Source organism: Pedobacter sp. (genome assembly GCF_045627485.1).
Lineage (GTDB): Bacteria > Bacteroidota > Bacteroidia > Sphingobacteriales > Sphingobacteriaceae > Pedobacter.
Genome location: NZ_JAZQNU010000090.1, coordinates 1 through 16,109, shown reverse-complemented (window position 1 = coordinate 16,109; position 16,109 = coordinate 1). Strand labels below are relative to the sequence as shown.

Annotated in this window: 18 protein-coding genes; 2 read left to right on the top strand and 16 right to left on the bottom strand. The window is 40.7% G+C overall.

Going from position 1 to position 16,109, the window contains the following annotated elements; translation table 11 throughout:
• Together ACR2F3_RS06730 and ACR2F3_RS06725 are read right to left on the bottom strand one after the other, a co-directional pair.
• Positions 1–1,641, bottom strand: a complete 1,641-nt coding sequence (locus tag ACR2F3_RS06730) for an NAD+ synthase (RefSeq protein WP_432709213.1) — start codon at positions 1,639–1,641, stop codon at positions 1–3.
• 5 nt (positions 1,642–1,646) lie between these two features.
• Positions 1,647–2,324, bottom strand: coding sequence for a porin family protein (locus ACR2F3_RS06725; RefSeq protein WP_432709212.1), 678 nt, complete (start codon positions 2,322–2,324; stop codon positions 1,647–1,649).
• 459 nt (positions 2,325–2,783) lie between these two features.
• Between ACR2F3_RS06725 and ACR2F3_RS06720 the strand changes: the two genes are divergently transcribed.
• The gene (locus ACR2F3_RS06720) at positions 2,784–3,563 is read left to right on the top strand and encodes a patatin-like phospholipase family protein (RefSeq protein ID WP_432709211.1); all 780 of its coding nucleotides are present in this window, start codon (positions 2,784–2,786) and stop codon (positions 3,561–3,563) included.
• On the opposite strand, the gene ACR2F3_RS06715 is transcribed toward ACR2F3_RS06720, so the two are convergent.
• Genes ACR2F3_RS06715 through ACR2F3_RS06685 form a run of 7 tightly spaced genes read right to left on the bottom strand, consistent with a single transcriptional unit; the run spans position 3,556 to position 10,441 of the window.
• A complete protein-coding gene (locus ACR2F3_RS06715; RefSeq protein ID WP_432709210.1) occupies positions 3,556–4,275 on the bottom strand; it encodes a 2-phosphosulfolactate phosphatase in 720 nt (239 codons plus the stop codon). The genes ACR2F3_RS06720 and ACR2F3_RS06715 overlap by 8 nt on opposite strands.
• A gap of 13 nt (positions 4,276–4,288) precedes the next feature.
• Complete coding sequence (gcvT, locus tag ACR2F3_RS06710; RefSeq protein WP_432709209.1) at positions 4,289–5,365, bottom strand: glycine cleavage system aminomethyltransferase GcvT; 1,077 nt, start codon at positions 5,363–5,365, stop codon at positions 4,289–4,291.
• 41 nt (positions 5,366–5,406) lie between these two features.
• Positions 5,407–6,609: a glycosyltransferase family 4 protein gene (locus ACR2F3_RS06705; RefSeq protein ID WP_432709208.1), complete on the bottom strand. Its 1,203-nt coding sequence runs from the start codon at positions 6,607–6,609 to the stop codon at positions 5,407–5,409.
• 17 nt (positions 6,610–6,626) lie between these two features.
• Positions 6,627–7,238, bottom strand: coding sequence for a ribonuclease HII (locus ACR2F3_RS06700; RefSeq protein ID WP_432709207.1), 612 nt, complete (start codon positions 7,236–7,238; stop codon positions 6,627–6,629).
• Between the two features lie 29 nt (positions 7,239–7,267).
• Complete coding sequence (locus tag ACR2F3_RS06695) at positions 7,268–8,362, bottom strand: ABC transporter permease (protein ID WP_432709206.1); 1,095 nt, start codon at positions 8,360–8,362, stop codon at positions 7,268–7,270.
• Positions 8,359–9,486 (bottom strand): glycosyltransferase family 2 protein, encoded by a 1,128-nt coding sequence (locus tag ACR2F3_RS06690; RefSeq protein WP_432709205.1) that lies wholly within the window; start codon positions 9,484–9,486, stop codon positions 8,359–8,361. The genes ACR2F3_RS06695 and ACR2F3_RS06690 overlap by 4 nt, the downstream gene beginning before the upstream one ends.
• The gene (locus ACR2F3_RS06685; RefSeq protein WP_432709204.1) at positions 9,464–10,441 is read right to left on the bottom strand and encodes a hypothetical protein; all 978 of its coding nucleotides are present in this window, start codon (positions 10,439–10,441) and stop codon (positions 9,464–9,466) included. The genes ACR2F3_RS06690 and ACR2F3_RS06685 overlap by 23 nt, the downstream gene beginning before the upstream one ends.
• Positions 10,442–10,483: 42 nt before the next feature.
• Between ACR2F3_RS06685 and ruvC the strand changes: the two genes are divergently transcribed.
• The gene (ruvC, locus tag ACR2F3_RS06680) at positions 10,484–11,047 is read left to right on the top strand and encodes a crossover junction endodeoxyribonuclease RuvC (protein ID WP_432709203.1); all 564 of its coding nucleotides are present in this window, start codon (positions 10,484–10,486) and stop codon (positions 11,045–11,047) included.
• 122 nt (positions 11,048–11,169) lie between these two features.
• Here ruvC and ACR2F3_RS06675 read toward each other — a convergent pair whose 3' ends face one another.
• From ACR2F3_RS06675 to atpE, 7 genes are all read right to left on the bottom strand, one after another.
• Positions 11,170–11,385, bottom strand: a complete 216-nt coding sequence (locus tag ACR2F3_RS06675; protein ID WP_432709202.1) for a hypothetical protein — start codon at positions 11,383–11,385, stop codon at positions 11,170–11,172.
• Between the two features lie 62 nt (positions 11,386–11,447).
• Complete coding sequence (locus tag ACR2F3_RS06670) at positions 11,448–12,230, bottom strand: 5'-nucleotidase, lipoprotein e(P4) family (protein ID WP_432709201.1); 783 nt, start codon at positions 12,228–12,230, stop codon at positions 11,448–11,450.
• Between the two features lie 63 nt (positions 12,231–12,293).
• Positions 12,294–13,172, bottom strand: coding sequence for an ATP synthase F1 subunit gamma (gene atpG / locus ACR2F3_RS06665; protein ID WP_432709200.1), 879 nt, complete (start codon positions 13,170–13,172; stop codon positions 12,294–12,296).
• Positions 13,173–13,198: 26 nt separating this feature from the next.
• Entirely contained in the window at positions 13,199–14,773 is a 1,575-nt protein-coding gene (atpA, locus tag ACR2F3_RS06660) for a F0F1 ATP synthase subunit alpha (protein WP_432709199.1), read from the bottom strand.
• A 53-nt stretch (positions 14,774–14,826) separates the two neighbouring features.
• Positions 14,827–15,375 (bottom strand): ATP synthase F1 subunit delta, encoded by a 549-nt coding sequence (gene atpH / locus ACR2F3_RS06655; RefSeq protein WP_432709198.1) that lies wholly within the window; start codon positions 15,373–15,375, stop codon positions 14,827–14,829.
• A 28-nt stretch (positions 15,376–15,403) separates the two neighbouring features.
• Positions 15,404–15,898 carry a F0F1 ATP synthase subunit B gene (atpF, locus tag ACR2F3_RS06650; protein WP_432709197.1) on the bottom strand — a complete coding sequence of 165 codons (495 nt, stop codon included), beginning with the start codon at positions 15,896–15,898 and terminating at the stop codon, positions 15,404–15,406.
• A 69-nt stretch (positions 15,899–15,967) separates the two neighbouring features.
• Positions 15,968–16,109, bottom strand: a 142-nt coding sequence (gene atpE, locus ACR2F3_RS06645; protein ID WP_432709223.1) for an ATP synthase F0 subunit C, incomplete at its 5' end; no start/stop codon positions are given.

Genomic DNA, 16,109 nt, shown 5'->3' with positions numbered 1-16,109 from the left:
TTAGGAGAGGTATTTCCCAACGATTGGCATGCGGCGCCCCATGCCGAATGCTTTGGGAGATACCCTTAATATTGGAGGGGTTTGATAACGCTTAAACTCTGCTGTGTTCACCATTTTGATGATCCGGCGCACCAGCTGTTCGTCATAACCCTGTTCGATAATAGCTTTAGAACTCTTACGCAACTCGATATATTCGAATAATATCTTATCCAGGGTATCGTAATCAGGCAGGGAATCCGAATCCTGTTGTCCCGGTCTGAGCTCTGCAGATGGTGGTTTGACCACCGTATTCTTAGGAATTACCTCGCCACCCTTATTGATATAATCGGTCAGTTCGTATACCTGTGTTTTATACACATCGCCAATGACGCCGATGGCGCCACACATATCGCCATACAAGGTTCCATAACCTACCGCACATTCACTTTTATTAGAGGTGTTGAGCAAAATATAGCCAAACTTATTCGACATGGCCATCACCACAATACCGCGGCAACGTGCCTGAATATTCTCTTCGGTCAGGTTAAAAGGCAAGCCTTCAAATACCGGAGCCATCATGTTATCGAAAGCATCAGCAGCTTCTTTGATGGCAATGACCTCATGTTTACAGCCAATATTATTCACCAGGTCAAGGGCATCTTTAATAGAATGGTCACTTGAATATTTCGATGGCATTAAAACCGCCATTACGTTTTCCGGCCCCAGTGCCCTGCATGCCAATGCACATACCACCGCTGAATCTATTCCACCAGACAAGCCTAAAACAGCCTGTTTAAAGCCAGATTTAGAGAAGTAATCCTTTATTCCTAATACCAGTGCATCATGGATTTGTGCGATGTCAGAAGCCGCTTCTGGCTTAATAGGTGACAATCCCTGCACACGCTGATCGGCAAATTCATATACCCGAAGTTCTTCCTTAAAATAAGGCATCTCATCTAACAGGTTTCCCTGTGCATCAAAAACAAGCGAGCCACCATCAAAAACAATCTCTGTTTGTGCGCCTACCTGATTTACGTAAAATAAAGGCAAATGGTATTTCCGGGCATTATCAGCTAACACTACTGCCCTGGCCTCATCATGAGTATATGAAAAAGGCGAAGCCGCAATGTTTATCATGAGGTCGGGCTGCTCCTTAATCAGTTCATCCATTGGATTCGACACATACAGCGGATTATTGTTAATGTTCCACAGATCCTCGCAGATGGTCAGGGCAATTTTCTGTCCTTTAAACTCAATACACTGGAATTGTGTAGCAGGTTCAAAATAACGGTACTCATCAAATACATCGTAATTAGGTAGTAATGCTTTCCGTGTGACGGACTTAACATTCCCCTGCTCAATAAAATAAGCTGCATTGTATAAGTCCTTACCCGCTATGGCCTCGTTTTTAACCGGCAGACCGATGATACAGGCAATATCCTGGCAGTGACGGGCAATTTCTTGCGCAGCCTCTTCACATAAGCTTATAAATTCTTCAAATTCCAGGAAGTCGCGTGGTGGATAACCACAAACAGCAAGTTCGGCAAAAACAACCAGATCGGCGCCTTTGGCTTTAGCAAGCTGGATATTTTCAATAATTTTCGCAGTGTTGTGTTCAAAATTACCAATATGGTAATTAAGCTGGGCTAAGGCAATTTTCATAGTCATTAAAAGAATACACCAAAATTAAGGCCAACATAGTGACTACGAACACTTCTGTCTTGTTTTTTAACAATATTGGTAAAACCGTTGTTATAGGTTAGGCCAAGCGAAATAGCCGAATTGTTATTCATATCAAATTCACCACCTGCACCTAATATCAAACCTGCGCGGTAAAACTTGGTGTAATCCTTAATGTTTTTATTGTTTTCAGTTTCCCTGCCGTCTAGTTCAACATTTTGCCTGGCGCCTATATTAAAATCGTTCGATAATCCAAACTGTCCATACCAGCTCACAGTACCAACTTTATCAGTACGCAACTTAACAGTGAAGGGTATTTCCAGGTATTGTAATTTGTATTTAAGGTTGTAAGGTGTCATCTGAAAAGCAAAAGGATCACCGATGTGATAAGGTCTTGCATTTATTTCTGTACTCTTTCCATTAATGGTGGTTATGGTTAAGCCAGTGGCGAAACTGTAGTTCTCAGCGAAATTAAAATCTGCTAACATTCCATAGGAGAACCCTAAACTCAAACCATTGCCTTTTCCATCTTCTGGTTTTAACCAACCGAAAGTAGGGTGTGCGGTAAGTCCTAATCGAAACCCATAGTCACGGGCAGCATAGTTTTGGGCAAAAGTTGGAACGGTCGCCAATAAGAAGAGTACTGCAATAATCGCTTTTTTCATATCCATCGTTTTAATATAGCTATAACATATAACACGACAAATTTATCTATTTTTTCTGATCGGGAGGTGTTTTTCCAGTTTTTGGTACCGTGGATTGCTGCCGCTCACAACGGTTTTCCTTTATCATAACAGCCCGATGATTTGTATGTACCTTACCATAACTTTAAGTTAAATTCAACATGGACTGTATTAATGCTACTTTAACCAGAAAAAAAACACGGCTACATGTCGTATTCATCTCAGATTCATTCAGGCTAAATACTACACTTTTCCACACCACAATTGCCTATATTTTTTAAAATTGAGGTAAGCTTCGTTGGGCTCTATCTTAGTTTTAATTTAAGTTACTTAATAAGTTATACGCTATACCAATAGAGACTTACTTCCTGTTCAGCATGCTTGGTTATTAAATTCACAAAAAATTTCGCCAACTTACACACCATAATCATTAATCCATTTATGGCAAAAGTAGGCATCGTTTTATCAGGAGGAGGAATCAGAGGAATTGCCCACCTCGGTGTTTTAAAAGCATTCGTTAACCAGGGCATCACTTTTAGTCACATTAGCGGCACCAGTGCGGGCTCCATTGCCGGCGCCTTATTCGCCTCTGGCTTAGACCCCGAAGAATGTCTGAATATTATTATTAAAACAAAATTACTGCGTTTTATCCGCCCTGCAATAGGTGCACTGGGTCTTGTAGACATTCAAAATACAGCTTTGTTATTAAAGCCCTATTTCCCCGAAGATCGGATTGAAAAATTGAAGATTCCGCTTACCGTAGCGGTAACTAACTTTTCTGAAGGTAAATTAGAATATGTAACCAAAGGGCCTGTTATACAGACCATATTAGCGTCAAGCTGTATTCCCGGGATCTTTAAACCCATTATGATCGACAATAAGATGTATGTTGACGGTGGGGTAATGAATAACTTTCCGGTAGAACCTTTGCTAACAGATTGCGATTTCATCATAGGATCATCTTGCAACCATTTAAAACCCATAGAAAAACTAACTACGTTTAAATCACTGGTTGGCCGTGCCGGAATGATGCTGATTAATCGTGATATGGAACAGAAATCTGCTTTTTGTAATATCCTTATTGAACCAAAAAACATGGGAGTGATTGGCGCTTTTGACACAAAACAAGCGGAAACCATTTATTGGCTGGCTTATGAAGAAGCCTTAAAAACCATTAAAGGGAATCCACTGATCAAAACGCTTACCGGGGCGGTTAGTTAGAGTCTAGCGGCACCAGCTTGTCGCCGAGCATGATAGGAATAGTATGGCAGAGGTTTAACTGCAAACAGAACTTCACATCTTCTTCAATATTTAAAGCGGCCAGGCGGTGGCTATGCGATGATTTCATCATGTAGGTACGCAAGTCCTTTTTTGCTAATGTATAGAGATCCTCTGCGGCTACACAAGAATCGTCGAATTGGGTAAAGCTACTTTTCAATTCCCTTACCACAGCACCTGCAAACAAGGTGTCTTCGAGGTTAAACTGATCTTTCCATCCTGCACAAAGCAACAACACATCTTTATCCTGTTGTTTGAGCCACTTGCATAAAAAATCCAGGTTTAAAAAAGAACCAATCACTACCTGGTAAGCACGTGCCCTGGCCATGTGTAAAGCTTTTGTGCCGTTGGTGGTAGTGAGCACCACCGTTTTACCAGCAACTTTTTCTTTGGTATAGGAAAATGGGGAATTTCCGAAGTCATAGCCTTCAACCACTTCCCCATTTCTTTCCGCTGCAAGCAGGTAACCAAGGTCTTTATATTGCAGGCAGTCATCTACCTGTGCCACTGGAATAATGGCTTCTGCGCCATTATCCAATCCATACACCATTGATGAAGTTGCCCTAAGCACATCTATCACCACCACAATACTGTTTTCAATAGTATATAAATCCAGCAGTGCCGGAGTTAAACACACTTCAATTTTCCTTTGCATCTAGGCTTGCCAACTATTTAAATGGGAATTTAACCAGTTTTGCTTTCACCTTTTTGTCGCGGATCAGGATGTAAACTTCTGCACCTTCCTTTGCCAATGCTTTCTCTACATACCCCATACCAATGGCTTTCTGTAAAGATGGCGACTGCGTTCCTGAAGTTACTTTACCAATTACATTTCCATCTGCATCTACGATCTGGTAATCATGACGGGGGATACCACGGTCTATCATTTCAATACCCATCAGCTTTTTACTCACACCAGCTTCTTTCTGTGCTTTCAACGCTTCAGAATTAGTGAAGTTTTTTGTGAATTTTGTTACCCAGCCTAAGCCAGCTTCTAATGGCGATGTTGTATCATCAATGTCGTTTCCATATAAACAGAAGCCCATTTCTAAACGTAGGGTATCGCGTGCGCCTAAACCAATAGGTTTGATGTTAAACGGTGCACCTGCTTCGAAAATGGCATCCCATATGGCATTAGCATTTTCGTTTTCAAAGTAGATTTCAAAGCCACCTGCACCAGTATAACCCGTAGCAGATATCAATACGTTCTCTATACCAGCAAATGTACCTTTCTTAAAATTGTAGTATTCCATGGAAGCAAGGTCAATGTCTGTTAAACTTTGTAAAGCTTCCGCAGCCTTTGGCCCTTGTACAGCCAATAAGGAAGTTTTATCAGAGATGTTGTGCATTTCCACGCCATCTGTATTGAATTTCTGGATCCAGTTCCAGTCTTTCTCTATGTTCGATGCATTAACCACTAGCATATAGGTTTTTTCATCTATACGGTATATCAATAAATCGTCAACAATACCGCCTTTTTCGTTAGGCAAATAAGCGTATTGAATTTTACCATCGTATAATTTAGAAGCATCATTACTGGATACGCGTTGGATCAGGTCTAACGCTTTTTCGCCCTTAAGGATAAACTCGCCCATGTGGCTTACGTCGAATACCCCAACCCCGTTTCTAACTGTGCTGTGCTCCGCATTGATTCCTTCGTATTGAACGGGCATATTGTATCCCGCAAATGGCACCATTTTAGCGCCTAATGCTATATGTTTTTCTGTTAACGCGGTATTCTTCATGCTATCTTTTTGTGCTTAATGTAGCCCAAAAGTACACATTTTTATGTATTAAGTAAACGTTCGTAGATTTTGAGCATATGCGCAGAGATGGTGGAAATGTTGTAATATTTGTTGACAGTTTTACGCGCATGTTCGCCAATTTCCACCAGTTTACCGGGGTTGGTAATGCATTGCAGTATGGAACGGTAAAACTCATCCGGGGTATCAGCAATGAGAATATCTTTACCATGGTGGCAAAAAATTCCTTCGGCTGCCATGGTTGTGGCAATGATACATTTACGCATGGCCATACCCTCAATGATTTTTACCCGCATACCACTGCCGCTCAATAACGGTACAATCATGATGGCTTTGGAGTTGATAAATTCTACAGCATCCAGAACCTCCCCTTCAACCACCACATTATCCGAATCGTATTCGAAAAACTCCTGTTGCATATTTTTTCCAGCAATGTAAAAACGCAGTTCACTATTCAGCTTTTCAATATCGGGCCATATTTCGTAAAGGAACCACTCCAACCCTTCTTTATTGGGACGGAAATCCATGGCACCTAAATGAAACAAAGTAGGGGAAGTATTACTGGGTGTGGTAGTGATGTATTTGTCAAGGTCTAACGCTACCGGAAGGACTTCCAGTCTGGTTTCACAACCAAAACGCAGGATGCTTTGCCGATCCTGCTCACTGATGGCAAAGATTTGATGGAAACGGTTAATCTGGTCCGTCTCATATGATTTTAACCTCCTGGCCAGAAACTCCAGGTACTTTCTTCTTGGTGTAAACCTTTCGGTATAGGCTAATCGTTCCCATACATCAAAAACAATGTTATGTGCACGATAAATTAACTTGGCATTGCTATTCGCTTTCACCACATCGAGGTAAGGGACCACAAACAGCCCTTCAAACTGAACGATATCAAACTCGTGTTCACGTAAGATATTCTCTAATAATTTAGCGGCATCCTCTGTATAATAACGCGACACATTGTAAGACTCATTAGAGAACACATTGAGTAGCATGGCCCAGAGGTTTGCCTCCGTTTCAATATCATGGGTATAGAAGTTAATAGCCTCATACACCGGATCGTAAATATCATCGGGATCTACATGGTTTACCTTAGTGTTAAGGCTAAACAACGTAACCTCTACATCATGGTTCAATAGTCCTTTTATCGTGTTATAAACTACGATGGGGTACCCACTGTTAGGTGGAAAAGGGACTTTATAAGTTAACATCAATACTTTCACCGATGTTAATTTACTAATTATCTTTCGTTGTTTTCGAATAGAATTAACTGTGGACTGCTTATGGTGAAGGTTTTACGGTGGTAGGGTGTTAAACCGTAATTTAAGGATGCATTGCGATGCATAATGGTGGGATAGCCTTTGTTTTGGTGCCAGTCGTACAGGGGATATTCCTCCGCAAGTTTCACCATATATTCATCACGATGGGTCTTTGCCAAAATGGAGGCAGCGGCTATATTCAGGTATTTACCATCGCCTTTTACCACGCAGGTATGAGGAATTTCAGGATAAGTTTTAAAGCGGTTACCGTCAATACTTAGATATTGTGGTTTAATGCTTAGCTTTTCGATAGCCCGGTGCATGGCCAGAAAAGAAGCGTTCAGGATATTGATCCTGTCGATTTCTTCGTTATCAACGGAGGCTACTGCCCAGCAAAGGGCTGTCTTTTCGATGATAATGCGCAATTCATCACGTTGTTTGTGATTAAGCATTTTAGAGTCCGTTAATTCACCTGCAACAAAATCTTTGGGCAGGATTACGGCGGCAGCAAATACCGGTCCGGCCAAACAGCCTCTCCCAGCCTCATCACAGCCCGCCTCTAAAAGCTCTTCCTGATAACAATTTAACAACATGAAACAAAGATAGGGAATAACGATTTAACTTAAACCGTTACATTTTGAGATTTTACATCAAAAGCATCGCGCAATCCTATGGCAAGAAGGTTGAATGCGTAAACGGTAAACATGATGGCCAGTCCAGGTAAAACGGCCAGGTAAGCTGCATCCATAATAATGTAACCATAGTTTTCCTTTATCATGCCGCCCCAACTGGGCATAGGTGGCTGGGCCCCAAAACCGAGAAAACTGAGGCCGGATTCTAAAATAATGGCAGCTGCAAAATTAGCTGATGCTACAACTAAAATAGGCCCGGCAATATTAGGAAGAATGTGTTTAACAATGATCCTGCTGGTAGGAAAGCCCAAAGCCCTGCTTGCCTCTACAAACTCTACTTCTTTCAATGCCATCACTTGGCCGCGCACCAGGCGGGCCACATCTACCCACGTAGATAAACCAACAGCTATAAATATCTGCCAGAAACCTTTACCCAGGGCAAAGGATATAGCAATAACCAGCAATAGCGATGGTAATGACCACACCACATTCATGAACCAGCTGATGGCTGCATCAACTTTACCGCCAAAATAGCCAGACAGGGCACCCAAACTGATCCCTATGGTTAAGGAGATGATAACGGCAGCTAAACCTACTGATAAGGAGACCCGTATGCCTATGATGAGGCGGCTAAGCATGTCGCGGCCATACATATCGGTACCTAGCCAAAATGTTTGTTTATATACCTGCTTACCTCCAAAACGCGGGAAAACGGTTTCCTCAGCTTGCTCTTCGTCGCCTATGTATTCCCTGGCATAAATTACATCGCCTTTAACCCGGTAAGATGTGATGGGGATACTCTTAAAATTAGGCTCCTGCCCTTTGAGCATTTTAGTAAACAGGTTCACCTGCTCCACATCAGGATTTCTTGAGGTTATGAGAAACTGAAAAGTGCGCCCTGGCTTTTTGTTGCTCAGCTGCAGGTGCATGGTATTGGCCATTGGCGAATGATCCGGCGTAATTAAATATCCCAATATCCCCATCACCATCAGTACGCCAATAAAGATCATACCGCCGAAAGCCAGCTTATTTTTCTTGAATTTATTCCATATCTTTTTTGATGGGCTCTGCTGGTGTTTGCTCATTTTACCATTCTTCCCTTCCACTGATATTTTCCGGAGTTTCCAGCAATGCCAATGAATAAAATGTAAACAATGTGCATGATACTGAGTATAGGTGATAATACCATTAGCTCCCGGCGACGCGCAAAACCGGTAACCGCCCTTAAAAATAGGAATTCAAACATTATTTTAAAAAGGAGCTGTACCAGCGAAATATATAAAAATACCGGGTTAAACAGGCCAGCAACGATATTACATACAATGCTGAGGTTAAACAACCATATTAAAACACCCAAAACAATAATACTTTTATTTTTATACCGGGTGCTTTTTGATGCCCAACGCTTACGCTGCTGTATAAACTCGGTTAAAGTGGGTTTTGCCTGTGTGTAAACAATAGCATTTCTGTTTTTCAAAAAACCTATCTTCTGACCGTAACGTGCGGCCATTTTATGTAGCAACAATTCATCGTCACCAGAAGCCAGATCGTCAATCCCTTTAAATCCACCTACCTCATAAAAGGCATCGCGTTCATAAGCAAGGTTTGCGCCGTTGCAAGTGGACGGTTTGTTGTTGCCAATGGTTGATGCCCCCAGGCCAATCAGGTATAAGAATTCCAGTGACTGCGCACGCTCAAAGAAGTTTTTCTCCCCTGTGTAAGCCACAGGTGAAGAAATCATTTTATAATCGTTCTCTTCGTAATATTGCACAATGGTTTGCAGCCATTCAGCACCCATCCTGCAATCAGCATCTGTAGTGATGATCAACTTGCCACTAGCCCCGCCAATTGCGGTTTCAATAGCTTTCTTTTTATAGGAATTTAAGGTTTTCTCTTGCAGACTGATCAGCTTTACCCGTGGGTATCGGGATATGATTTCTGCAGTGCGATCGGTGGAATGATCGTCAATGAAAATAACTTCTGTGAGTTCATGGCTATAGGTTTGGGCCAGTATATCTTCAATGGTTTTAGCAATGTTCTCTTCCTCATCACGCGCAGCCACAATGATGCTTACGGGGGTTTGCCCTTGCCTGATCGTTGGAGAATAGTCACGTAATTTTCTCCATCCAATGATGAAACTGATGACGACCACCACATAAAGCAGGGTTAAAAAAAGACTGACAACATTAACTACGCTGAGTATTTCCAAAGAAGTTGAGTTTAAATACGAAGTAAGATCCTAATATAGCAGGAATAATGATATTTATTAGCCAAATACTGGCTGTACAGGCCACTACAGCAGCATTTTTATCGGTAACATAGTTAAAGAAAAACAAGGCCGTAACACTACGGATTCCGATGTCAAATAAATCAAGCGATGGCAGGGATGACTGTACAAAAAACAAAATACATACCATCATGATAATATCTATGGCATGCAGCTCTGGAATCAACCATTTGAACATGATAAAATATTGTGTGCTGAAAACCACATAACGTGCCAGGCAAAGCAATAATATTTTGGTGAGCTCTACTTTTTTGTACCGGGACAAAACTCTATAAAAGCGTTGATACTGCCGGGTCCATCTAATGGAGAGCAGTAAGCTGTTAAGCCATTTGATATTAAAAAAGAAGAAGAAGAAAAAAAGACAAAATGCAGTAGCAAAAGCACAAAGTGCAAGAAATAAACCTTCGTTCAATAACTTGAAACGGTAAACAAACATGCAGACAGCAATGGAACCAAAAATATTGGTTAATACCAATTGGCCAATGTTACCCACCGCCATTGCGATTACACCAATGATCCTTCGTTTAGGCGACAGAAAAAACACCCGGCCGCCATATTCACCCAAACGGTTAGGGGTAAATATTGCTAAGGTTAATCCGCAAAAAACAGATTCTATAGACCGCCAGAGACTAAGCTTCTCTACCGATTTAATGAGCCTTTGCCATTTAACAGCCTCCAATCCCCAGTTAAGCAGCATAAGCAAGCTGACTATAGATAATACCAGCCAGATTTGACTTTCTGGGGTAGCCTGCATAAGCAGAATAAATTCCTTTAAATCGTTATTAGTACTCAGTTTTTGGTAAATAAACCAAAATGCAAATACCACGATGGCAATTTTTAGACTGTAAGAGATGAGCTTTTTGTGGGTGGCTGTCAATTTTTTACTTTTACTATCTGCAAATATGCTTAATATTGTTCTATGTTGGCGGAAAAAAAGGAAAGGGTTATCATGGGTATCGACCCAGGAACAGCCGTAATGGGTTACGGGGTAATTCTGGAGAAGGGAAGTAAAATAGAGTTAATCACCATGGGGATCGTTCGCATGGATCATATGGATGACCATTTTCTAAAATTACAAAGGATATTTGAGAAAACCATTGTGTTGCTGGATGAGTACAAACCCGATGTACTGGCCATTGAAGCGCCATTCTATGGCAAAAACATACAGGTAATGCTGAAGCTAGGCAGGGCACAAGGTATTGCGATGGCGGCCGCCCTGTCAAGGAACATTCCGGTTTCTGAATATGCACCACGGAAAATTAAACAATCCATTACGGGAAGTGGTAGTGCAGGTAAAGAACAAGTGGCTGCCATGCTACAAAGGCTGCTCAATTTTAAAGAGACACCTGAATTTTTAGATGCTACCGATGGGTTGGCGGTTGCAGTTTGCCATTCTTTTCAACGGGTAAGTACCAGCGGAAAAGGAAAGTCCTATTCTGGCTGGGAATCATTTGTTAAAGACAATAAAAAAAGAATCATCTAGCCCATTATTAACCAGCGCTGTTTTGTTGCAGTAAACGTACTGACCATATACTGGTCAAAACAAAAACAGTCCCGGATAATCATCCGGGACTGTTTTTATATGTTCAAATTCTAAACCTGGAATTAGGAACCTAGTATTTTGAAAACTGCTTTACAGCAAATGAAAGCACCAACGAATAAAATTACCCAAGATACAATAGATAACATCATTGAATCACCAGCAAAACGAAGAAATACGCCAATTATACTGACAATGACTCCAATCGTCATTAATTGATAAATAGACGTTTGATTAGCTCTTTGCATGCTTTCGGTATTGTATTTTGGTTTCTGATCCATGATAAAGTTTATATGTTAATTCTACAAAATTAATTATTAATTCCTTAAAAAAGCATAAACCACTAATAAGTTTTTAAGGCTTCCAGCCTTTGATCTGCTTTCTCTTTTTCTTTTAAGTCTTTGCCCTTGTATAATTGCTTTTCCCAATCTCCATACATTGGGTTAGGAAACACAATAAACTTGGTTCCAAACAATTGCCATGCACGGTCAACCTCTTCCTTTGTATTTTTGTTCTCCCGGTAGAAGACATTCGACAAGTCGCTTAAATTGTCGCCACACAACAACAGGATATTGTACTGCTCGCCTATTTTTTCCCTGCGAGGTTCCTTGTCGGAAGTACCACTATTAAGCAACAGGTGCTCAGCATCAGCATTCGGAAAACCAAAGTGTTGTAGATTTTTCAACGTGCCGGCAGCTTCAGATGTCAGGCGGTTACTTACATAAAAAACTTCGACATTAAACCGGGCTGCAAATTTAAGAAAGCCGAGGGCTCCTGGAATGGTATCGGCCAAACCTTTACTGGTCCAGTCTTCCCAATCAGCTTGAGAATAGCTAAGTCCTTTCCGAAGCTCTTTACCTTGAAAAGGAGAATTATCTAAAACCGTTTCATCGATATCAACAACCACAGCATTCTTTTTAGTGGTATCGGCTGTTTTAAGCTGCTCTAACAACGATAGCCTTGCGAAGTTGTAGGCCTGAAAAGTAAGGGCGCGTAACTCACCTGAGTGCTGCTGCCATAACACCGCATTGGTATAATCGCGGAAACCCTGATCATTTTTCTTTTGTGCATATAAGCTGCTTTGAAATAGCAAACTCAGCACTAACAGGGTATATAGTCGTTTCATAAATAGATTATATTAAAAAAGCCTTTACCTGCGAAGGTAAAGGCTTTCGTATGTGTTCAAGAACTATCCGTTTAGTGCAGCAGCACCACTCACAATTTCCGATAACTCGGTTGTGATTGCCGCCTGACGCGCCTGGTTGTAAGCTAATTTTAAAGCTTTCAACAAATCACCTGCATTTTCCGTGGCTTTATCCATGGAAGTCATTCTTGCACCATGTTCAGAAGCATGTGAATCTAATAATGCTTTGTATAATTGGATTTTAATCGACTTCGGAATTAACTGTTCTACAATTTGTTCCTGAGAAGGCTCTAAAATAAAATCAATATTAGAAGTTTGCACTGTTGTCTGCTCCGGTTTCGGAAGTGGCAACAATTGCTCTGTAGTAACAAATTGAACGGCAGCATTTTTAAAGCGGTTATAAATTACCTCCACCTTATCATACTCTCCTTTCACAAACCCAGCCATGATGGATTCGGTAATTTTAGTTACATTTTCAAAGGTAAGTGCTGCATAAACCCCGTTGTTGTTTCCAACCATCTTATAGCTACGTTTTTCAAAGAAGTCCTGAGCCTTCTTTCCAATGGCAGCAATGCTTACATGCCCTTTGGCAAATTGATCACTGTATTTCTCCGCGATAAGGTTATTGGCGGCTTTAATCACGTTCATGTTAAAGGCACCTGCTAAACCACGGTTAGAAGATACTACTACAATTAAAACCTTGTTAGGCTCACGTTCTTGCAGATATGGAGAGGTAGTTCCTTCCAAACTTGCAGAAAGATTTCCAAGGATATCTTTAAGCTTTGTAGCGTAGGGACGTAATTGAGTAATAGCATTGGTGGCACGCTTTAACTTAGCAGCCGAAACCATTTTCATGGCTTTGGTAATCTGCTGTGTAGATTGTACCGACGCTATACGTATTCTTACTTCTTTTAAATTAGCCATTCTTTTTTATCTTCTGCCAGAGCAAATTAGTATTTACCTGCTAGTTCTTTAGCTACTGTTTCTAATACACCAGTTACTGTATCATCCAATTTACCCGCTTTTAACGCTTGTAAAGTTTCAGGGTGACGCAATTCTAACTGTTGTAAATATTCTGCTTCAAATTCTCTGATTTTGTTTACAGGAACTGAACGCATTAAGTTTTTAGTACCGATATAAACGATCGCAACTTGTTTCTCTACGGTTAGTGGAGAGAACTGACCTTGTTTAAGGATCTCTACGTTACGCGCACCTTTATCCAATACAGATTTGGTTGCTGCATCTAAGTCAGAACCGAATTTAGAGAAAGCCTCTAACTCACGGTATTGAGCCTGATCCAATTTCAATGTACCAGCAACTTTCTTCATTGACTTGATTTGTGCGTTACCACCTACACGAGATACGGAAATACCTACGTTAATAGCCGGGCGAACACCTGCATTAAACAAGTTAGATTCTAAGAAGATCTGTCCGTCAGTAATCGAAATTACGTTAGTTGGAATATAAGCAGAAACGTCACCAGCTTGAGTTTCGATAATAGGTAATGCAGTTAATGAACCACCACCTTTAACTATACCTTTCAAAGACTCAGGCAAATCATTCATGGCTTGAGCAATGTTATCATTCTGGTTGATTTTTGCAGCACGCTCTAATAAACGACTGTGAAGGTAGAAAACGTCTCCAGGATAAGCTTCACGACCCGGTGGACGACGAAGTAACAAGGAAACCTCACGGTAAGCAACAGCCTGTTTAGACAAATCATCATAAACGATTAACGCCGGACGACCTGTATCACGGAAGAACTCCCCGATAGCCGCCCCTGCGAAAGGCGCATAGAATTGTAATGGAGCAGGATCTGCAGCAGATGCAGCAACCACGATGGTATAAGCCATTGCGCCATTTTCTTCTAAAGTACGTACTACGTTAGCTACTGTACTTGCTTTTTGACCACAAGCTACATATATACAATAAACAGGGTTACCTGCTTCGTAAAATTCTTTTTGATTGATAATAGTATCGATACAAACGGCAGATTTACCAGTTTGACGGTCACCAATTACCAACTCACGTTGTCCACGTCCAATTGGAATCATCGCATCAATAGCTTTGATACCTGTTTGAAGAGGCTCATTAACTGGCTGACGGTAAATTACACCTGGCGCTTTACGTTCGATAGGCATTTCGTAAGTCTCCCCTAAAATAGGCCCCTTACCATCGATAGGCTCACCCATTGTATTTACAACACGGCCAAGCATACCTTCACCTACTTTAATAGAGGCAATTTTTGTAGTTCTTTTTACTGTATCGCCTTCTTTAACATCAGCTGAAGATCCTAACGTTACTACACCAACATTATCTTCTTCAAGATTCAAAACGATACCTTGCAATCCGCTTGCAAATTCAACAAGCTCACCTGATTGAACTTTAGTTAAACCATATACACGGGCAATACCATCACCCACTTGTAATACGGTACCTACTTCTTCCAGTTCAGCTTCTGATTTAAAGCCCGACAATTGTTGCCTGATAATTGCCGATACTTCGTCTGGTCTTACCTCTACCATAATTTATATTTTCTATTGTAAATCAGTAATTTTTTTAACTTTTATCTTGTGAATTATACCACGCCCTGGGCAAATTCCTTTTTTAATTTATTCAACCCGCCGGCAATACTAGCATCAAATTGTTTATCACCAACTTTCAGAATAAAACCACCTATCAGGTCAGCATCTACTTTTTCGTTGATCACCACTTCATTAGCACCGATCTCCTTTTTAACAATGGCAGCAATTTCCGACCTGTTTTCAGCGGTAAGTGCAACAGCAGACGACACATCAGCAGTAACAATACCTTTTAACTCATTGTATTGTGTAATTACTTGTTTCGTCGCAGAAAACAAAATGGCCGAACGACCTTTGTTAACCATCAGGTTCATAAATGAATTGGTGATCACATGCACCTTGCCCTTAAATAAATCGGCCAAAATACCTTCTTTTTTAGCTACAGGAATAATAGGGTTTTTAAGGATCGCTTCCAATTCCGAGTTACGCTGGATGACACCTGATATTAAAACCATATCCGCTTTAACCTCTTCCATCACATTATGCTCATTGGAAAGGTCAATGATCGATTTGGCGTATCTTGATGCTGCTTTATTTTCTGACATTTTAATCTTATTTATCTAATTGAAACAATTAGTTTAATTCAACATCTTTTAAAAGATTTGCAACCAAATCTTCCTGCGTAGATTTATCTTTTAGTTGCTCACGTAAAACACGTTCTGCAATCTCGATAGATAAACTTGAAACCTGACTTTTTAATTCAAACAAAGCAGTTTTCTTTTGATTCTCGATTTCGATCCTTGCTTTCTCAATTAATTTAGCCCCCTCAGCATGCGCTTGAGTTTTTGCTTCATTAACGATATTATCTTTTAATATTTTAGCTTCTTTTAGCATTTGGTCACGCTCAGCACGTGCAGATTTCATTAACTCTTCGTTTTGAGAAGTTAAACGAGCCATTTCCTGTTTAGCTAATTCAGCTTTGCTTAACGCCTCATCAATTGAGTTCTCACGCTCTTTGATGGCCGCTAAAACTGGCTTCCAAGCAAACTTGGTTAAAATAAACATTAACAATAGAAAGGCTATTGTTTGAAAAATAACTAAACCAAATTCCGGTACTAATAATTCCATCTTATATTATTATATCTAGTGTTTTCTTTTTAAAAATTTGTACCCGGTGTTAACCGGGCACAAGTTTAATTAGCCATTACCCATTAGGGCAACTACTACTGCGAAAAGCGCAACAGCCTCAACGAAGGCAGCAGCGATTAACATCGCAGTTTGGATTTTAGAGGCCGCTTCTGGTTGACGAGCAATACCGTCCATTGCAGAACCACCAATT

What these genes read in the sequence shown, in the direction of transcription:
- ACR2F3_RS06730 (WP_432709213.1), bottom strand. Translation starts at nt 1,641, where the DNA reads ATGAAAATTGCCTTAGCCCAGCTTAATTACCATATTGGTAATTTTGAA.
- ACR2F3_RS06725 (WP_432709212.1), bottom strand. Translation starts at nt 2,324, where the DNA reads ATGAAAAAAGCGATTATTGCAGTACTCTTCTTATTGGCGACCGTTCCA.
- ACR2F3_RS06720 (WP_432709211.1), top strand. Translation starts at nt 2,784, where the DNA reads ATGGCAAAAGTAGGCATCGTTTTATCAGGAGGAGGAATCAGAGGAATT.
- ACR2F3_RS06715 (WP_432709210.1), bottom strand. Translation starts at nt 4,275, where the DNA reads ATGCAAAGGAAAATTGAAGTGTGTTTAACTCCGGCACTGCTGGATTTA.
- gcvT (WP_432709209.1), bottom strand. Translation starts at nt 5,365, where the DNA reads ATGAAGAATACCGCGTTAACAGAAAAACATATAGCATTAGGCGCTAAA.
- ACR2F3_RS06700 (WP_432709207.1), bottom strand. Translation starts at nt 7,238, where the DNA reads ATGTTGTTAAATTGTTATCAGGAAGAGCTTTTAGAGGCGGGCTGTGAT.
- ACR2F3_RS06695 (WP_432709206.1), bottom strand. Translation starts at nt 8,362, where the DNA reads ATGAGCAAACACCAGCAGAGCCCATCAAAAAAGATATGGAATAAATTC.
- ruvC (WP_432709203.1), top strand. Translation starts at nt 10,484, where the DNA reads ATGTTGGCGGAAAAAAAGGAAAGGGTTATCATGGGTATCGACCCAGGA.
- ACR2F3_RS06675 (WP_432709202.1), bottom strand. Translation starts at nt 11,385, where the DNA reads ATGGATCAGAAACCAAAATACAATACCGAAAGCATGCAAAGAGCTAAT.
- ACR2F3_RS06670 (WP_432709201.1), bottom strand. Translation starts at nt 12,230, where the DNA reads ATGAAACGACTATATACCCTGTTAGTGCTGAGTTTGCTATTTCAAAGC.
- atpG (WP_432709200.1), bottom strand. Translation starts at nt 13,172, where the DNA reads ATGGCTAATTTAAAAGAAGTAAGAATACGTATAGCGTCGGTACAATCT.
- atpA (WP_432709199.1), bottom strand. Translation starts at nt 14,773, where the DNA reads ATGGTAGAGGTAAGACCAGACGAAGTATCGGCAATTATCAGGCAACAA.
- atpH (WP_432709198.1), bottom strand. Translation starts at nt 15,375, where the DNA reads ATGTCAGAAAATAAAGCAGCATCAAGATACGCCAAATCGATCATTGAC.
- atpF (WP_432709197.1), bottom strand. Translation starts at nt 15,898, where the DNA reads ATGGAATTATTAGTACCGGAATTTGGTTTAGTTATTTTTCAAACAATA.